Here is a 15,905-nt window from a genome sequence, read left to right as displayed (position 1 = left end):
GTTGGCACGTGTCGGTGGGCGAACCCACGGGACGTGACACCGGGGGCCACCTGGACCAGACTTCTGGGCAACCCCCGACAGGAGGCACGAAGATGCGCATTCCCGGCCCCGACCACGAGGAGGACGGCGGGCTGCGTGCCGTCGCGGCCGCCGGCGGTCTGCACCGCTACCCCTTGCGCCTGCACGACACCTACGGACCCGTCGTACGCTTCCAGCTGCCGGGCGTGGGCGAGGCCGTGTCGGTCGCCGACCCCGTGCTCCTGGAGGCCACGGCGCACATCGACAAGCGGCCCGAGAAACTGTTCACCTTCCTGGACCCGCTGTGCGAGGCGGGCAACCTGCAAGTGCTCCCCGCCGACGAGCACACGCCCTGGCGCCGCCTGCTGCTGGCCGTGCTCGCCGGACGCCCGGCCCACGAGCGGCACTTCCCCCGCTTCACCGACCTGGCACGGGAACTCGCGGACCGCTGGGCCGCACACGCCGGAAGCGGACCCGTGGAGCTGCAGAAGGAGCTGACCGCCCTCTCGCTCCGCATGATCTGTGAGTTCGCGCTCGGTGGCGCGGACGCCGACACGGACGCGGACCGTGTCGTCACCGCGTTCGAAGAGGTACTCACCGAGCACCTCGGCCGGCTGTACCAGGTGCCACGGGCCGATCCGCGCTCGGCACAGCGAGCCGACGCGGCGCTCGCCTATCTGCGCGCGACGGTCGACCGCGTGGTGGCGGCGCACCGCCCGGACGGCCGAACCGACCGCAGCGACCTGATCGGGGCGCTCGTCGAAGCCGGACACAGCCCGGCGCGCATCCGGGACACCGTCATGGTGACTCTCCTCGCCGCCCACCACACCACCGGCGTCGCCGTCTCCTGGACACTGCACCTGCTGGGCCGCCACCCCGACGCGGCCGACCGTGTCGCCGCCGAACTGGACCGGGTCCTCGGCGACCGCGCCGCGCCCGACTACGGCGACCTGCGACGGCTCCCGTATCTCGACATGGTGCTCAAAGAGTCGATGCGCCTGTTCCCGCCCGGCCCGTACGGCGCGCGCGAGACCACGGAAGACCTCACCCTGGGCCCGTACGAGATCCCCGCCGGGACGACCGTGTTCTACCCCTTCTGGGCGGTACACCTGAACCCCGGTCACTGGCCCGATCCACAACGGTTCGACCCCGAACGTTTCACCCCGCGGAAAGTCGCCGAGCGGCCCCGCCACGCGTACATCCCGTTCGGGATCGGCCCCCGCAGTTGCGAGGGCGCCGCCCTGGCCACGGTCGAGGCCCAGCTGATCCTGGCCGTCCTCCTCAAACGCCTGCGCTTCAGCCCCGCACCGGGGCACGAAGTGACACCGACGGAACGCTTCGTGCTGTGGGCGCGCGACGGCATCTGGATGACAGCGCACCCACGGGCCTGACCCGGACGACCCACGGCCGCGCGCCGACCCCGTGTCCGCACGACGGGCTCGTCCGGACCCACCCGCCCCGCCGCTGCTCGGGTCGGCGGACGGACGCTGGACTCGCCTGGCCGAATGACCACCTGCCCGGCACGGTCCCGCCGTCACCGCCGACGCCCGTACCCGCGGGTTCGCGCTCGTGCCCGCCGGGGTCAATCGCCGTCGAGGCGGAAGAGGTGGAAGTCCATGTGGGCGCCGTGGGGGAGGGGGCGGCGGGGGAGAAGGCGGGCCCCCAGGGCGGTTCGACGAAGTAGGTGTCCCGGGGGCCACGGGTGGGATGCCTGCCGAGCAGGTCACGGTAGTCGCTCAGGCGCAGGCGCGTGCGGGCGCCGACGCGGGTGAGATTGTGGGCGGTGGCGTCGTGCACGGCCGGGTCGAGCTCGGCGGCGTGCACCGTGACGCCGAGCGGGTGGCCAGGTTGCGGCTGAAGTTCCCCGATCCGCAGAACAGGTCCAGCACCAGAGGCTCCCCGGTGTCGCCCCCGCCGTCGGCGACGGTGGCGTGCGGCGCGGTCAGTGCCTCGGCGACGGCAGCGGCGTACTCGTCGGCACAGCACTCGATCGTGGTACGTCCCAGCAGGCGCCGCGACGAACACCACCACCTGCGCGAAGCCGACGCCTTCGATCCCGACCGCCCCGTACAGCCCCCTTCCCTCGCCTTCGGCGCCGGCATCCACTACTGCCCCGGCGCCCCCTACGCCCGCCATCTCACCCACCAGGCCCTCGCCGCCCTCGCCGACGCCTGCCCCGCCCTCACCCTCACCACCCCCGACACCTGGCCGGCCAACACCCACACCCTCACGGCCACCTGGTGACCCATCAGCCCCGCACCCTACGACGCCGGACCGCCCCCGGCGCCGACCGCGCGCCCACCTCCATGATGTAATGCCCGAAAGAAATCTGCACCTATTACCAAGTCGGGGGGCGGCTGTGCCTTTCAAGACCATCGAGGAGGCGGTACACGCGTGGGTGGGGGGATGGGCCGTCTCGCGCCCCGGTCCTGGGGGTTCACCGTGGAGGTGGGCCTGCCCAAGGAGATGGCCCGGCACGTCGTCACCGCCGCCGACGAGCCGACCGTCCGCAAGCTGGCCGAGAACACCACAGCCCGCGGCATACCTCTGAAGGTGTTCGTGCCGGCGCGAACCCTGGAGGCGTGGCTACCGCCTGGCTGGGTCCTCCTGGACGGCCACGCGGTCCTCATGGCCGCCCGGCTGAGCGCCGTCGAGGCCCCGCCCCGCCTGCCCGACGGCTACCGGTTGCACCACTGGGACCGGGCCGGCGTCACCCGAGCGGTGGTGCGCGCCGCCGACGGAGCCTTCGCCGCACGCGGGCAGATCGCGGTCACCGGCCCGACCGCCGTGGTCGACCAGGTGGAGACCCACCCGGCTCATCAGCGCCGGGGGCTCGGACGCGTGGTGATGGGAACGCTCGCCGAGGCCGCGATCCGTCAGGGCGCGCGGGCGGCCGTACTGGGCGCGACCGAGGAAGGCCGGTCACTGTACGAGGCCGTGGGCTGGCAGGTGGTCGCTCCGCTGAGCGCCGCGGCCCGGGAAGCGGGAGATCCCCGGCCGACGCCGAGACCTGCACGGTAGTCCCCACACGTCGCGCGCATGGTGGCCGGGCCTGCGGATCGCACGGCGGCCGGTCCGTTCATCGGCGCCGGCGAGCTGCCTCTGGCCACGCGCTCGGACGCGACGGTGACGGCGTACGGTCCGTCCAGGTCGGATTCCTGGGCGTAGTCCGGTCTGTACGCGGAAGCGGTGGCGTCGCCCGCCGGGAGACGCTCGCCGGGCCGCGCCCGTGCGGCGGAGCCTTCGCGGGCTTCGTGGCCGGGTTGCGGCAGGGAGATCCGCCGCGAACGATGGAGCCAGGCGCGACCGCCCTCGGGCAGGCACGCGCGACAGCCGCGACCGGTGAGGCTCGCGTGAACAGGGCACCCGCGTGCTCGTGACATGGAGCGGACATGACCGATCTTCCTCCGCCGATCATTCCCTGCCTCGAACCGGCCGCGAAGGAGTTGTGCGAGGCGACGGACCCGCATCCGCGGATCTACGAGGTTCCCCCGGAGAAGGGCCGTGACATCCTGCTCGGCCTGCAGAGCGACCTCGGCGTGCCGCGCCCGGAGGTCGACGAGGAGTGGGTCGACGTGGAGGCCGGCGAGTGGGGCACGGTCCGCACCCGCGTCATCCGGCCCAGGGGGTCGTCGGGACCGCTGCCGGTGGTGTTCTACATCCACGGCGCCGGCTGGGTCTTCGGCGACGACAAGACGCACGACCGGCTCTTCCGCGAGCTCGCGGTCGGCGCCGGGGCGGCGGGCGTCTTCCCCGTCTACGACCGCGCGCCCGAGGCGAAGTACCCCACCCAGGTCGAACAGAACTACGCCGTGGGGCAATGGGTCCTGGAACACGGCGCGGAGCACGGCCTGGACACCTCACGTATCGCCGTCACCGGCGAGTCGGTGGGCGGCTGCATGTCGACGGTGTTCGCGCTGATGAACAAGGAGCGCGGCGGGATCGACCTCAAGGCGCAGGTCCTGCTCTACCCGGTGACGAACGCCGGCTTCGACACCCCGTCCTACCTCCAGTTCGCCGAGGGCTACTACCTCACCCGCGACGGCATGAAGTGGTTCTGGGACCAGTACTGCGAGCCGAGCCGGCGTACGGAGGTGTACGCCTCCCCGCTCCAGGCCTCCCTGGAGCAGCTCAAGGGCCTGCCCACCACCCTGGTCATCACCGACGAGGCCGACGTCCTGCGCGACGAGGGCGAGCAGTACGCCAACAAGCTGCGCGAGGCGGGCGTGGACGTGACCTCCGTCCGCGTCGCGGGGATGGTCCACGACTTCCTCCTCCTGGACAGCCTGCGCGACACCTGCGCCGCCAACGTCGCCCGCAAGCTGGCGGTCGACGCTCTGCGCACGGCCCTGCACGGCGGCTAGGGCCAGGTCGTCGACGGCCGCTGTCCTCGCGGAAGTCGGCAAGGGCGCCGGCGAGCAGGTCCCGAACGCCCTCCGTCCCGGCACAGGACCGCGCCCCTCCGGGGCAGAACCGGAGGGGCGGGGCGCGCATCCTGCTCCTCAGCGCTTACGGGACCCTGACAGCCAGGGCCCCTCGCGACCGCCGGCCTGCCCCTTCACCCGCCGGGAAAGGCCATGCCGTGACCCGGGCGTCAGGAGGTTTCGGCGCGTACGACGACCGCGTAGGAGCCGACGCCGAGCAGACGGTCGCCGGAGATGTCGCCGAGGGCGGTGTACAGCGTCTGGACGCGTCCGGTCGTGTTGTCGAAGGTGATGTCCTTGACCGTGCCGTGCGCGACCCCGTGTTCCGTCAGGACCCGGCGGCCAAGGACCTCTTGGTGGGCGGGGAGGCTGCCCTGCCCGGGATCGACGGCGGCACGGGAGCGCACGATGACGGCGTCCCGGCCCACCGCCTCGACCGCGTGCCAGGCGATGGCCGTGACGTGCCTCGGGGCTCCGGAGAGGCGCAGGCAGGCGATGCCGCTCGTGTGCGCGTCGATGGTCAGGCTCTCCACTCGCCCGAGCGGTTCCGCCTCGTCGGCGGTGATCACCGGCAGGCCCTGGACCTGCGTGAACATCATCATGCCGGTCCTCCTGCTCCGGTCGCGGGGCTGTCCGGGTACTGCTGCGCGGTGTGCGCGCGGAACGCCTCGACCTGGGCGCTGAAGCTGGGCAGGTCGTCGGCGACGAAGTGACGGGCGTGCGCGGGGACCACCAGGGCTCGCCCCGAGACGGCCAGGGTCTCTCCGCGCGGGATGAACGCCTTGCGCCGGTGGCGGTCCATGTTCTCGTCGGCGGCGATCTCGAAGCCGACCACACGTCCGCTGGCGCCGGTCTCGATCACGACGTCCAGGACCGTGCCGATCTCCGTGCCCTGGTCGGTGAGCACGGGCGCGCCGATGATCTCGCCGTGTCCGGCTCCATCGGCTCCCACGGCCATCTCCCGTCGCTCCAGCACGGTTTCACCGGGGATCATCACGGCGGACGGGCCGATGGCGTGCACTCCCGAGAAGGGCAGGCTCTCCTTGAGGGGACCGGCCAGCAGACCGCGCCCGCTCAGCGTGAAGCCGGTGACGCGGCCCGCGCGGGCGTCGAAGACGGTGTCCCTGATCTGGGCGACGGCCTCGCCGCCCAGCGTCACCACCACCCGCTTGGTCAGTTCGGAGGCGAGCACGAGGGGGATCACCGCGAACCCTCCCGGCCGGCCCGGTGGTCCGATCGCACCGCGATCACCGTTCCGCTACGACGCCTGGCCTGGACCGCCACGGCCGCCGCGACGAGCAACCCCGCCACCGCGATCAACAAGATCACCCAGCCCCACCACACCATCACCGGCCTCCTCGGTTCCGTCTTCGCCCAGCCGTCGTCCTGTCCGGCGGTCCCTGGGCTATCCGGTTGCCCGCCGTACGGTCCCGCAAGCCTTCCGTGCGACGGGTGGCCGGAACCCGCGGACCCGGGTGCGCCGGGGGAGTACTCCGGACCGGAAGTCCGAAAGACGTCGGTGACCGTTCGGCCGCCCTCCACGTCGGCCACTGCTCCGCCGCGCCCTGGTCGATCGCCGACCGGCTCCGAGCTCCAACCAGTCCGCCCAGCAAGCCTGTTGGCTATCCTGTGCCGCACGCCACGCATCCGGCGCGGAGCGCGTCGAGCCGGGTGCGCGGCGAATACGGCTGGAACGGGGGGCACATGCCGAGAGCCGACAGGCGGCGCCGCGTACTGGTGTGGGGCGGGTCCGGCGGGGCGGTGGCCGCGGTCGCGGGCGCCGCGCTGCTGTGGGACCCCGGGCAGGCGCTGGCCTGGGCCGCCGGCGTCGTGGCTGCCGCCGCGGCCGCCTACCTGGGCCAGCAGGCACCCCAGCAACTCCAGGAGGCCCTGGCCCGGCGGCGGGCCGCGCGGGAACTGACGGACGGTGACCCACTGGCGGTGGCCGTGGAGGTCAGGAACCACGACTACGTCACGGTCGACCTCGGCGACGGCGTCGTCGACGTTCCGGCCGCAGGGCACACCGTCCGGATCGTCGTGACCTCGACGGCGCCCTCGGCCGTGGTGCTGACGGGACTGCGGGCGGAGGTGCTGTCCCACGAGGAGGCATCCGGCGATCTCGCCCGGCACGCCGCAGAGCTGCCGGTACGACGGTTCGAGGTCCTCCTCGACTCCGATCCGCCGCGGGTCCGCGCCCTCGCGGAGAGCGACTTCCCCTACCGGATCGCCACCGACGAGTCGGAGGTCCTCGACCTCCTCGTCAGCACCGAGCGCGGCCTCGTGTGGTGGGTGCTGTGGCTCGACTGGACCTCCGCGGGCCGCCAGGGCAGCACCCGTATCGACCTCCGGGGCCACGCGTTCCGCACCGCCGCCCGCCTGCCGAGCGGCGCCTGATGGCCCCGTACCGGCGCCGTGCCGGCGCGGCCGCCCTGCGAGCGGTACTTCCCGCGGCGACCGGAGGCGCTGTCCTCGCCGCCACGGACGTGCGCGCATGGGTGCCCTACGCCGCGGTGGCCGCCGTGTCGGCTCTCTCCGGGCTGACGGCCCTCGCACGGCACGGCCGGAGCCGGCGCGGCTCGGCAACGGACCCGGCGGGCCGCACACCGCGGTTCCCCGGAACCACCACCGGCGACCGACGGACCTCCTCCGCCCGCACATCGCGGACGGGGAGCGTGGCCGAGAACCGGGCGGACGGCACGCCCGTCGCGCCGGGGCGGTCGGTCTACGAAATGACGCGGCCCCTCCGCCCCGTCCCCGTACAGGGGCTGGCGGACGATCCGCCGTTCACCGTACGGGCCGCCGTCCACAGCCATGTCGCGCACCTCGCCTCACCCGGGCTGCTGGGCAACCCCGAAACGGTGCATATCCCGCTGACCGGACACAATCTCCTTCTCACCCTGACCGCGACGGGCCCCGACGAGGCCGTGTTGCGGTCGCTGCGGGCCGAGGTGACGGACCGCCTGCCGCTGCGCGCGGACGGTGTCTCGCTGGCCCGGCCCCGGATGCCCGACCTGGTGATGAGCGCCGACCTGCTGGAGTCCGCCCAGCGCGCGGTCCGCGCCTACCGGCGCCTGCGCACTCCCGATGTCGCGGTCCTTCTGGACGCCTCGCCCGCGCCCGTACTGGCGGAAGCCGGAGCGGACTCGGCCCTGCCGCTGACCGCCGCGCCGGGTACGAGCGCCACCCTCGCCTGTGCGCCCGTGACGGACGACGGGCGGTGGGTGCGGTGGCGGCTGACGGCGGAGATCGCGTGCGCGGGACGTGTCTGGCGGCCCTGGTGGGACCTCACGGTCACCGCCACCACGGGCCTGACGCGCTTCGGCCCCGACGCCGCACCGACGCCCGCGCCCGTGCACGCGCTGTACCCCGACCACTACGACCCCGGGGTCCCGGCGGGACGGCGAGCCGCCGCGGAGACGGACGGCACGTTCCAGATGGTGGCTCACACCTCGCTGGACGGCCGGGGAGTGCTGGGGACGCCGTCCCGTCCCGACCCCGATCCCGAGCCGCCCGGTGCCGCCGAGGCCATCCGGCGCGCCGCCGCCCTGACCCGCGCCGGTGACCTCTCCGGTGCCGCCGACGCCTACCGGTCGGCGGCGGAGGCGGGCAGCGGACAGGCCGCCTACCTGCTGGCCGGGCTCGTACAGGAGCAGGACGACCTGGACGGCGCGGCGCGCTGGTACGAGCGGGCCGCCGCCCGCCGTGTCCCGGCCGCGTACAACAACCTCGGTGTGCTGGCCATGCTGCGCGGCGATCTCGATGCTGCCGAACGCTGGTACCGCCGGGGGATGGACGTGGGCGACTGGGCGGCGGCCGTGGGCCTCGGCGTCGTACGGGAGAAGCGGGGGGACGAGGCGCAGGCCGAGGAGCTGTGGCGGCTCGCCGGCAAGCGGGACGTGCCGAACGCGGATCAGAACCTCGCGGTCCTCTACCAGCGGCAGGGCCGGCACCGGGAGGCCGGCGAACTCTTCACGCGGGCCGCCGAGGCGGGCGACGTCCAGGCGGCCGTGCATGTCGGCTTCCGCTGCCATGAAGCCGGCGACCGCGCCGGAGCGGAGCGCTGGTGGCGCACGGCGGCCGATGCGGGCAGCGCGGAGGGCGCCTTCTACCTGGGGCTGCTGCTCGTGCGCGACGGGCGGGCCGCAGAAGGGGAACGGCTGTGGGAACGCGCCGCCGAGCACCTCGGCACACCCGGTCAGGCCGTCTCGAGGACGCCTTCGGGGCCGGAGGCGGGGGCCGCCTACCGGGTCGGCGGGGCGGCGGAGTCGGGTGAGGTGTACGCCGCCCACCACCTCGGGCTGCTGCACCGGGAGCGGGACGACCACGACGCCGCGCTCGCATGGTGGACCCTCGCCGCCGGGGCCGGCCACGTGGAGTCCGTGTTCGCGCTGTGCGAGCTGTACCTCAACGAACGCGGCGACCTCGCGGAGTGCCTGCGCTGGGCGTACTTCGCGCTGGAGATCGAGGGCGTGCCGGTCGGCCGGGTGGAGGCTCTGGCCGTGGGGATGCGCCAGGTCGCGGAACAACTGGCCGGTACCGGGGGCGCGTACGAGCCCGACCCGGGAGCCGCCGCGGAGGCGTGCGCCGTGGCGGCCGAAGCCTACCGGCGTCTCACCGCACACGACAGCGCCTACCGGACGGCCTGGGAGGAGGCCGTCCGGCGCCTCGTCGCACTGGCCGGATCGTCCGGCTCGCCACGAGCGCGACAGCGGGCCGCGAGTGCGGCGGCACGGTTGCGGGCGGCGGGCTGACAGGGCGCTGTGTCCCGGGTGAGGCGGCGGCGCTGTACGGGCAAGGCCGAAGGTGTGCTCGACCTCCCCGGTGCCGGGAGACGACCCCCGTGCGTGCGGCGGCCGTCGGGCGCCGCTTCGCCCACCTGGTACACAGCCGCCGCCCGGGCTCAGCCGAGTGCCTTGACCGCCTGGTAGTAGGTCCATGCCGTGCCGTCGCACGCGGTCTTCGTGGCACCGGAGTAGTTGGCGCAGACGCGCTTGAGGTCCTCGTAGAGGGCGCTGTCGAGCCGCGACTTGTTGGCGCTGAAGGTGCCGGCGGCCTTGTAGTTGCGGTAGCCGAAGTCATGGCGGGCGCAGGACGTGGCGAAGGGGAAGCCGAACGGGTTGTCCGGCGAGGAAGAACAGTAGTCGGTCGACCAGTCGAACCCGTACGCGGACCAGGTGGCCTGATTGGCCCGGGCGGCCGCCCAGAGGTTGTGACTCGACGCGCTGGTCTGGGTCCAGCTCGCGAGGACCTGGGACTTGTCGGCAGGAGCGGCGTCGGCGGCGGTGGCGCCGCCGACGGTGGTGATCACGGCGAGAGCCGAGGCGGCCAGGCCGACGGACAGTCTTCGGTGCATCCCACACCTCCATGAGACCGCGACTCACCGTGAGCCGCAGGTGCATGACAAGTATGTGACGGTTCAACACTACGTACGGTCAACAGAGTTGCCTTGAATCGTTGAATCTCGGCTGAATTCACGTGATCGGCCACATCCGCCGGAGGCACCGGAACTGTGACCGACATCTTGGCGACCGCTGCTTCCCCGACACCAAGTCAGTTGCCCATCCTTATAGTTGCCCGATGAGCACACACCCTGCCGACCACCCGGCCGACCTTGACGTGGTACGCGAGTCCTACGACCGGGTGGCCGACAACTACGCCCACATGGTGGTGACCACGGGAGTCGGCGACATCCGTCGCCATCCGTGGCTCAAGGCGTCGATCGACGCCTTCGCCGCCGCCTCCATCCGCAGTGCCGCTTCAGCGTCGCCTCCGCCACCGACCTCGCCCTCGGTGAAGCCTCCCTCGGCGGCGTGCTCGGGTGGTGGTCGCTGTTCAACCTCCCCCGTGATGTGCTTCCCCGGGTACTCGCCCTGTTCGCACGCGCGTTGAAGCCGGGCGGGCACTTCATCACCGCGACGCACGTCGGCGACGAGGACGCGGTGCGTACCGAGGCCTACGGGGGCGTACCCGTTCGTTGGACGACGTACAAGTGGCAACCGGAGCGACTCGTCGACCTGATCGAGCGGGCCGGCCTGCGCCCGGTCGCCGAACTCCGGCTCCCCGCCGAGGAGTACAGCGGGCCGGGTGTGGTCGTCATGGCCAAGCGCCCCGGCTGACGACCGGACGCGGTCCGCCGAGAAGTACTCGCCTCGGTCAGCCGTGCTCGGGTTCCACGGGGAGCCACAGTTCGGCGTCGGCCTCGGTCTTCCCCGGCGACAGGCGGACGCGCAGGATCTCCGGGCCGGGGCGGCCACGGTACGGGTTCGACGGGAACCACTCGGTGAACACGTCCCGCCACAGCTCCTGGATGGCTCGTGGCACCGGACCGGAGGCCGCGAAGACGGCCCAGGTGCCGGCCGGCACGTTCAGCGTGGTCGTACCCGCGGGCGCGGCGGCGGAGGTGATCACGCCGTGGTAGTAGTCGAGTTCGGTGTTCTCGGCCCGGCTGGGGTCCAGGTCGTCACAGACCGCGAGGATGCCGTGCGGCTCCCCGTCCGACAGCCCCTCCAGGAGCGTCAGGGTCTGCGGGGCGATTCCCCGGACGAAATCCTCGATCGCCCGGTTCGGCCCGGCATGCACCAGCGGTACCCGGGCCTTGAGCCCGACGATACTGAAGTCCGCCTTGTCCACGACGCGGTAACGCATACTGCTTCTCCCCTCGATGGTGAGGCGGAAGGCCATCCTGGACTGGGAACTGAGCGCGGCGCCGGTACGGCGAGCCTCGCCCGGCCCGATGCCGTGCATGGCGCGGAACGCCCGCGCGAACGCCTCCCCGGAGCCGTAGCCGTAGCGCACCGCGATCGTCAGCAACGTCTCACGAGCCGCGAGGACTTCGGCCGCCGCGAGAGTGAGCCGACGGCGCCGGATGTACTCCGACAGCGGTATGCCCGCGAGCGCGGAGAAGAGCCGGCGCAGGTGGTACTCCGAGGTGCCGGCGACGCGTGCCACCTCCTCCACCGCGATCTCGCGGTCGAGATGCCGTTCGATGTGCTCCAGAGCCTGATTCAGCCGCTCCAGCATGCCCGCTCTCCTTCCTCCGACGTCCACCACGCGGGCACCCGACGCGGGCGGAGCTCCTCCCCTTCGGCCGCTGGTGGTCCGGGAGCTGACGTGACCTGCTGGGTGGCTCGTCCCGGCCCTTCGGAACCGGGTTCGCCCGGTCCTTCACGTGATCTTGTCCAGCATGTTGTCATGGAGGCCGGCTACTCGGCGCCGCGGCCGGTGCCGTCCCCGTCCGGGCCCGGGGTGGCATGCCCCAGGCCCCGGCGGATCGCGATCTCCACGGGCGAGTACGCGCCGTCGGCCCGCTCCAGTTCGTACGGCGCGGCCGGCATCAGCGGCGGCTGGGCCATGAAGCGCGGCCGCACCCCATGGTGCGGTTGCGCCGCGTGCACCAGGAACGGGTGGCACAGGAAGACGTCACCCGGGGACCCGGTGGCAAGGGCCAGCGGCCGGTGTTCGGACACCGCCACCAGTTCGGGGGCGAGAGCCAGCCCGCTCGCCCCCTCTTCCCCGTACTTCTCCAGCACCTTCGGCACGTCGAGGTGTGAGCCGACCCGGATCCGGGTCGGGGCGTCCTCCGCGCCGACCTCGCTGAACAGAAACAGCATCAGCAGCGCCCGGCCCCGGGAACGCAGATCGGTGAAGTACCACTTCTCACCCTCCGGCAGATAGCTCCCCTCGATGTGCCAGCCCGCGTCGTCGGGCTCCTCCTCGTGCGGGAAGCGCAGCGGGAACGTACCCAGTGAGTAGCGCGGCTCCCAGCGCCCCGCGCCGACGAGCAGGTCGTACGCGCGGTGCAGGGCGGGGGAGTTGGGTGCGGCGGCGAACGGGCCCTGTGCCATGCCGGCCACCCAGTGCACGGGCCGCGTCCACGTCGCCGGGTCGTCCGGGTCGCAGCCCGTCTCCCGCCACAGCAGCCGCGCGCAGTCCGCGGCCACGCGCGGCGCGACCGCACCCTCCAGCTTGACGAAGCCGTCGCGGAGGAAGCGGGATACCAAGGTCGTGTCATCCATGCCCCCATCGTGCGGCGGCACGGGCCCCGGCCACCCGACATTCTCCGCACCGCCTTTGTCGGGTACGGCCGTCACGCACACCGGGAAGCCGCGGAGCACCTCCGCGGCCACGGGCGGACCAGCACACCGGCGGCTACTCCGCCTGCGTGATCCGGAGTCGACGCCACCGAGGGGCGGGCTCGTCCCCACCGGGGCCGTGCGGAGGAACTGGAGAATCTCGGCCCGGGCGGACCCGGCCTGTGGTTCCACGCCGGGCAAGGTGAGGAACGCGTGCCCGGCACCGGGGTATGCGGAGAGCCGTACGGGAGTGCCGGATCACGTCGAAGGCGTTGGCCATGGCATACCCGGGTTCGGCCCGTGCTCCGTTCGGACGGTGCTGTCGGTCTTGCCCGGGTGCGCGGGGCTCATCCGGGGGCCGTCGTGCGGAAGCGGGCCCGGTAGACGGTCGGTGAGATGCCCAGTGCGTTCTGGAAGGTCCGCCGCATCGCCTCGGCGGAGCCGAAACCGGCGCGTGCCGCGACGGCGTCCACGGGCTCGGTGCCCGACTCCAGCAGAGCCTGTGCCGCTTCGAGGCGAATCGCCTCCGTATAGCGCCCGACCGTCGTCCCGACGTGCGTCCGGAAGAGCCGGTTGAGGTGGCGTACGCTCACCCCGGCGCCACGCGCCAGGGCGGTCATGTCGTGCTCCGCGCCGGGATCCGCGCCGATGAGGTCCATGACCTGCCGGACGACGGGATGCGTGGACTCCCGCAGGGTCAGCCGCGCGCTGAACTGCGACTGCCCTCCCGGGCGTGCCATGAAGACCACGAGTTCCCGAGCGACCTCCCGCGCCACGCCGGGCCCGTGGTCCTGCTCGACCAGGGCGAGGGAGAGGTCGATGCCCGCCGTCACTCCGGCCGAGGTGATCACATGACCGTCGCGGACGAACAGGGCGTCCCTCTCCACGGTGACACTCGGGTAGCACAGCGCCAGCTCGGGGGCCAGGCGCCAGTGGGTGGCGGCCCGCCGTCCGTCGAGCAGGCCCGCCTCAGCGAGCATGAACGCGCCGGCGCACACCGAGGCCACGCGGCGGGCACGGCCGGCCAGGTCCTTCGTCATGGCCACCAGGGCCGGGTCGCCGACGGCCTCGCGCCACTCCCGCCGCCCCGGCACCAGCAGGGTGCCCAGCTGTTCCGGCAGGTCCTGCCGGCCGGTGTCGGCGGCCAGCCGGACGGGGGCGGAGGTGGCCACCGGTCCGGGAGCGGCGGAGACGACCCGCACGTCGTACCGGGCCCCGTAGGCGTTCGCCGTCGTGAAGACCTCGGCGGGTCCGGCGACGTCCAGCAACTGGACGCCGGGGAAGGCCAGGATCACCACGACCTGCCGTGGCCGCTGGACACTCACTCCGGCCACGGCGAGTCGAGGACCGCCCGCACGAAGTCGCCCCGCTCGAACCCCGGCACATAGTGCTCCAGGACATCGGCTTTGATGGTGCCGAAGGTCGTCTCCGGCTTGGGGCGGATGCCTTGGGTGAAGGCATCCAGGATTCGCCGCTTGAAGTCGGGACGGGGATGCAGGGCGAGCACGGCCGCGCGGTCGGCGGGGGCGATGTCGCCGTAGCCGATGCCCAGTACGTCGTACTCCACACCGGCGGTGACCAGCGCGACCTCGGGTTCCATGAACTCCGGGACGCCGGGCGTGGTGTGCAGGGCGATCGCCGTCCACACGCGGCGGACGCCGTCCTCGGGCACGTCGTGTTCCCGCAGGAACCGGCGGGCCGCCTCCGCCCCGTCGACCTCGAAGCGCCGGCCACTGTCGTGGAAGCGCCGGCCGAGGCCGAGGTCGTGGAACATGGCGCCGATGTAAAGGAGTTCCGGGTCGAAGCCGAGGCCGCGCCGACGGCCCTGGAGGGCGCCGAACAGGTAGACCCGGCGCGAGTGGTGGTAGATCAGCTCGCTCGTCTCGTCCCGCACCAGCTCGGTCGCCTCCCGGGCAAGTTTTGTGTCCGGCACACCGACTCCGGCGACCAGCGTTTCGTCAGTCATCTTTCCACCCCATGTCTGCCAGGCGTACGCGCGGGCTCGCGCCGTGACCTCAGTCTTGTCCGCGCGACCGGGCGACACCATGTCCGCACGGACAGGCATCCCACGGATCCGGACACTGGGCACCGGGGCGGTGCCGCGCGTGGCTCGGGGCACTCGGTCGATCGGCGACGGGGAGGAATGCGCAGGGAGCGTGCGCCGGCGGAGACGCCACGCCGGATCGCCTACCTCACCGCGGTCAGCGTCGCGTAGACCACTACGTTGCCCAGGTAGCCGGTCCCCTTGGAGTAGCCGCCGCCGCACGTGATCAGCCGGAGTTCGGGCCGGCCGGAACCGCCGTAGACCTTCTTGCTGGGGAACTGCTTCCTGTCGTAGAGCTCGACGGCGCGGACGGTGAACACCGCCATCCTCTGGTCCGCCCTGCTGATCTCGATGGTGGCGCCCTCGGTCAGGGCGCCGAGGTCGTAGAAGACACCGGGTTCGCCGGCGGGTGTGTCCACATGCCCGGTGACGACGGCGGTGCCCGCCGAGCCGGGAGCGATGCCGTCGCCGTACCAGCCGGCGAGGCCGGGTTCGCCGGGCGGGGGAGTCCGTAGCGCCCCTGCCGCGTCGAGGCCCACTCGTGTCATCGGGGCGTTCACGCCGATGGCGGCGATCCGGAGCCGGACCGGGTCCGCGGGGGGCAGCGGACGGACCGTCGGCGGAGCGGGGTCCGCGGAGGCGGAGAAGGCACGGCCGGCCGTGGGCCGCGGTGGCTCCTCGTCATGTGCCCCGCTGATCAGCAGCACGGCACCCGCCGCCATCGCCCAGCCCAGGGGGACCACAGCGGGAAGGAGCGGGCCCCGGGAAGGGCGGGTCTGGTGTCCGGCCGGCATCGCGGTGGGTCCTTCTCTTCACGGCGGATGCGGTGTCGTCAGGTTCGGTCGGTGTGCGGGCGGCGGTACAACCAGACCGCACCGGCGGCGGCCGTGAGGAGCAGTCCGCCACCGAGGGCGAGACCCGTGCCCGAGTCGTCGGCCGGTCCGAAACCTGCGTCGACCGAGCCCTCGGGTGAGCGGCCGGTGATCTGGTAGGTCCCCGTGACCTTGGTCAGCGGTGGGCACTTCAGGGTGATGGTGTCACTGCCCGGCTCGGTGCCTTCCGGGACCTGGAACTCACCGGTGAGCACGCCCTCCTCATCACCTTCGAACAGGTGGAAATCCCCTCCCGCCTCCGAGGTGCCCTTGCCGTAGTCCGCGTCGGGGTCGCAGGCGCTCGTACTGACCGTGACCGTGGAACCCGGGGCTGCATTCCATGGATCGATACGGATGTCCGAGTCATCGGCGGCGGCAGCGGCCGGAACCTGCAGTCCCAGGGCACCGAGCGCCAGGACGATACTTGCACCCATGTGTGTGTAACGCATGCGAATCCTCCAACGGACAGTGCCCG

15 protein-coding genes and 2 pseudogenes are annotated in these 15,905 nt (G+C 72.7%); 7 read left to right on the top strand and 10 right to left on the bottom strand.

Going from position 1 to position 15,905, the window contains the following annotated elements:
- Nucleotides 1–92: 92 nt before the first annotated feature.
- From Srubr_RS14065 to Srubr_RS14050, 4 genes are all read left to right on the top strand, one after another.
- Nucleotides 93–1,409, top strand: a complete 1,317-nt coding sequence (locus Srubr_RS14065) for a cytochrome P450 (protein WP_189997045.1) — start codon at nt 93–95, stop codon at nt 1,407–1,409.
- A 316-nt stretch (nt 1,410–1,725) separates the two neighbouring features.
- The gene (locus Srubr_RS14060) at nt 1,726–2,262 is read left to right on the top strand and encodes a hypothetical protein (RefSeq protein ID WP_189997044.1); all 537 of its coding nucleotides are present in this window, start codon (nt 1,726–1,728) and stop codon (nt 2,260–2,262) included.
- A gap of 162 nt (nt 2,263–2,424) precedes the next feature.
- Complete coding sequence (locus Srubr_RS14055; RefSeq protein ID WP_189997043.1) at nt 2,425–3,039, top strand: GNAT family N-acetyltransferase; 615 nt, start codon at nt 2,425–2,427, stop codon at nt 3,037–3,039.
- A 371-nt stretch (nt 3,040–3,410) separates the two neighbouring features.
- Nucleotides 3,411–4,382, top strand: a complete 972-nt coding sequence (locus Srubr_RS14050) for an alpha/beta hydrolase (protein WP_189997042.1) — start codon at nt 3,411–3,413, stop codon at nt 4,380–4,382.
- 230 nt (nt 4,383–4,612) lie between these two features.
- On the opposite strand, the gene Srubr_RS14045 is transcribed toward Srubr_RS14050, so the two are convergent.
- A complete protein-coding gene (locus Srubr_RS14045; protein WP_189997041.1) occupies nt 4,613–5,044 on the bottom strand; it encodes a PRC-barrel domain-containing protein in 432 nt (143 codons plus the stop codon).
- Nucleotides 5,041–5,646, bottom strand: a complete 606-nt coding sequence (locus tag Srubr_RS14040) for a PRC-barrel domain-containing protein (protein ID WP_189997040.1) — start codon at nt 5,644–5,646, stop codon at nt 5,041–5,043. Before Srubr_RS14040 ends, Srubr_RS14045 begins: the two co-directional genes overlap by 4 nt.
- Before the next feature lie 500 nt (nt 5,647–6,146).
- Between Srubr_RS14040 and Srubr_RS14035 the strand changes: the two genes are divergently transcribed.
- The gene (locus Srubr_RS14035) at nt 6,147–6,836 is read left to right on the top strand and encodes a hypothetical protein (RefSeq protein WP_189997039.1); all 690 of its coding nucleotides are present in this window, start codon (nt 6,147–6,149) and stop codon (nt 6,834–6,836) included.
- Between the two features lie 335 nt (nt 6,837–7,171).
- The gene (locus tag Srubr_RS14030; protein ID WP_189997038.1) at nt 7,172–9,193 is read left to right on the top strand and encodes a tetratricopeptide repeat protein; all 2,022 of its coding nucleotides are present in this window, start codon (nt 7,172–7,174) and stop codon (nt 9,191–9,193) included.
- A gap of 149 nt (nt 9,194–9,342) precedes the next feature.
- Here Srubr_RS14030 and Srubr_RS14025 read toward each other — a convergent pair whose 3' ends face one another.
- Nucleotides 9,343–9,795 carry a phospholipase gene (locus Srubr_RS14025; RefSeq protein WP_189997037.1) on the bottom strand — a complete coding sequence of 151 codons (453 nt, stop codon included), beginning with the start codon at nt 9,793–9,795 and terminating at the stop codon, nt 9,343–9,345.
- Nucleotides 9,796–10,019: 224 nt separating this feature from the next.
- Between Srubr_RS14025 and Srubr_RS14020 the strand changes: the two are divergent.
- A pseudogene (locus Srubr_RS14020) lies at nt 10,020–10,558 on the top strand (class I SAM-dependent methyltransferase).
- A gap of 37 nt (nt 10,559–10,595) precedes the next feature.
- Here the strand turns inward: Srubr_RS14020 and Srubr_RS14015 are convergent.
- The 7 genes and pseudogenes from Srubr_RS14015 to Srubr_RS13990 form a co-directional block, all read right to left on the bottom strand.
- Nucleotides 10,596–11,462 carry an AraC family transcriptional regulator gene (locus tag Srubr_RS14015; protein WP_189997036.1) on the bottom strand — a complete coding sequence of 289 codons (867 nt, stop codon included), beginning with the start codon at nt 11,460–11,462 and terminating at the stop codon, nt 10,596–10,598.
- A 182-nt stretch (nt 11,463–11,644) separates the two neighbouring features.
- Complete coding sequence (locus Srubr_RS14010; protein WP_189997035.1) at nt 11,645–12,457, bottom strand: phytanoyl-CoA dioxygenase family protein; 813 nt, start codon at nt 12,455–12,457, stop codon at nt 11,645–11,647.
- A gap of 192 nt (nt 12,458–12,649) precedes the next feature.
- Nucleotides 12,650–12,772, bottom strand: a pseudogene (locus tag Srubr_RS40685) (alpha/beta hydrolase); the annotation flags it as partial.
- Between the two features lie 89 nt (nt 12,773–12,861).
- The gene (locus Srubr_RS14005) at nt 12,862–13,812 is read right to left on the bottom strand and encodes a GlxA family transcriptional regulator (RefSeq protein WP_189997150.1); all 951 of its coding nucleotides are present in this window, start codon (nt 13,810–13,812) and stop codon (nt 12,862–12,864) included.
- 23 nt (nt 13,813–13,835) lie between these two features.
- Complete coding sequence (locus tag Srubr_RS14000) at nt 13,836–14,480, bottom strand: HD domain-containing protein (RefSeq protein WP_189997034.1); 645 nt, start codon at nt 14,478–14,480, stop codon at nt 13,836–13,838.
- A gap of 221 nt (nt 14,481–14,701) precedes the next feature.
- Nucleotides 14,702–15,352 carry a class F sortase gene (locus tag Srubr_RS13995; protein WP_373313570.1) on the bottom strand — a complete coding sequence of 217 codons (651 nt, stop codon included), beginning with the start codon at nt 15,350–15,352 and terminating at the stop codon, nt 14,702–14,704.
- Between the two features lie 38 nt (nt 15,353–15,390).
- Nucleotides 15,391–15,879 carry a sortase gene (locus tag Srubr_RS13990; RefSeq protein WP_189997033.1) on the bottom strand — a complete coding sequence of 163 codons (489 nt, stop codon included), beginning with the start codon at nt 15,877–15,879 and terminating at the stop codon, nt 15,391–15,393.
- Nucleotides 15,880–15,905 lie beyond the last annotated feature (26 nt).

The organism is Streptomyces rubradiris (assembly GCF_016860525.1).
GTDB lineage: Bacteria > Actinomycetota > Actinomycetes > Streptomycetales > Streptomycetaceae > Streptomyces > Streptomyces rubradiris.
This window is presented reverse-complemented; position numbering and strand designations above follow the sequence as displayed.

What these genes read in the sequence shown, in the direction of transcription:
- Srubr_RS14065 (WP_189997045.1), top strand. Translation starts at nt 93, where the DNA reads ATGCGCATTCCCGGCCCCGACCACGAGGAGGACGGCGGGCTGCGTGCC.
- Srubr_RS14060 (WP_189997044.1), top strand. Translation starts at nt 1,726, where the DNA reads ATGCCTGCCGAGCAGGTCACGGTAGTCGCTCAGGCGCAGGCGCGTGCG.
- Srubr_RS14055 (WP_189997043.1), top strand. Translation starts at nt 2,425, where the DNA reads ATGGGCCGTCTCGCGCCCCGGTCCTGGGGGTTCACCGTGGAGGTGGGC.
- Srubr_RS14050 (WP_189997042.1), top strand. Translation starts at nt 3,411, where the DNA reads ATGACCGATCTTCCTCCGCCGATCATTCCCTGCCTCGAACCGGCCGCG.
- Srubr_RS14045 (WP_189997041.1), bottom strand. Translation starts at nt 5,044, where the DNA reads ATGATGATGTTCACGCAGGTCCAGGGCCTGCCGGTGATCACCGCCGAC.
- Srubr_RS14035 (WP_189997039.1), top strand. Translation starts at nt 6,147, where the DNA reads ATGCCGAGAGCCGACAGGCGGCGCCGCGTACTGGTGTGGGGCGGGTCC.
- Srubr_RS14030 (WP_189997038.1), top strand. Translation starts at nt 7,172, where the DNA reads ATGACGCGGCCCCTCCGCCCCGTCCCCGTACAGGGGCTGGCGGACGAT.
- Srubr_RS14025 (WP_189997037.1), bottom strand. Translation starts at nt 9,795, where the DNA reads ATGCACCGAAGACTGTCCGTCGGCCTGGCCGCCTCGGCTCTCGCCGTG.
- Srubr_RS14015 (WP_189997036.1), bottom strand. Translation starts at nt 11,462, where the DNA reads ATGCTGGAGCGGCTGAATCAGGCTCTGGAGCACATCGAACGGCATCTC.
- Srubr_RS14010 (WP_189997035.1), bottom strand. Translation starts at nt 12,457, where the DNA reads ATGGATGACACGACCTTGGTATCCCGCTTCCTCCGCGACGGCTTCGTC.
- Srubr_RS14000 (WP_189997034.1), bottom strand. Translation starts at nt 14,480, where the DNA reads ATGACTGACGAAACGCTGGTCGCCGGAGTCGGTGTGCCGGACACAAAA.
- Srubr_RS13995 (WP_373313570.1), bottom strand. Translation starts at nt 15,352, where the DNA reads ATGCCGGCCGGACACCAGACCCGCCCTTCCCGGGGCCCGCTCCTTCCC.
- Srubr_RS13990 (WP_189997033.1), bottom strand. Translation starts at nt 15,879, where the DNA reads ATGCGTTACACACACATGGGTGCAAGTATCGTCCTGGCGCTCGGTGCC.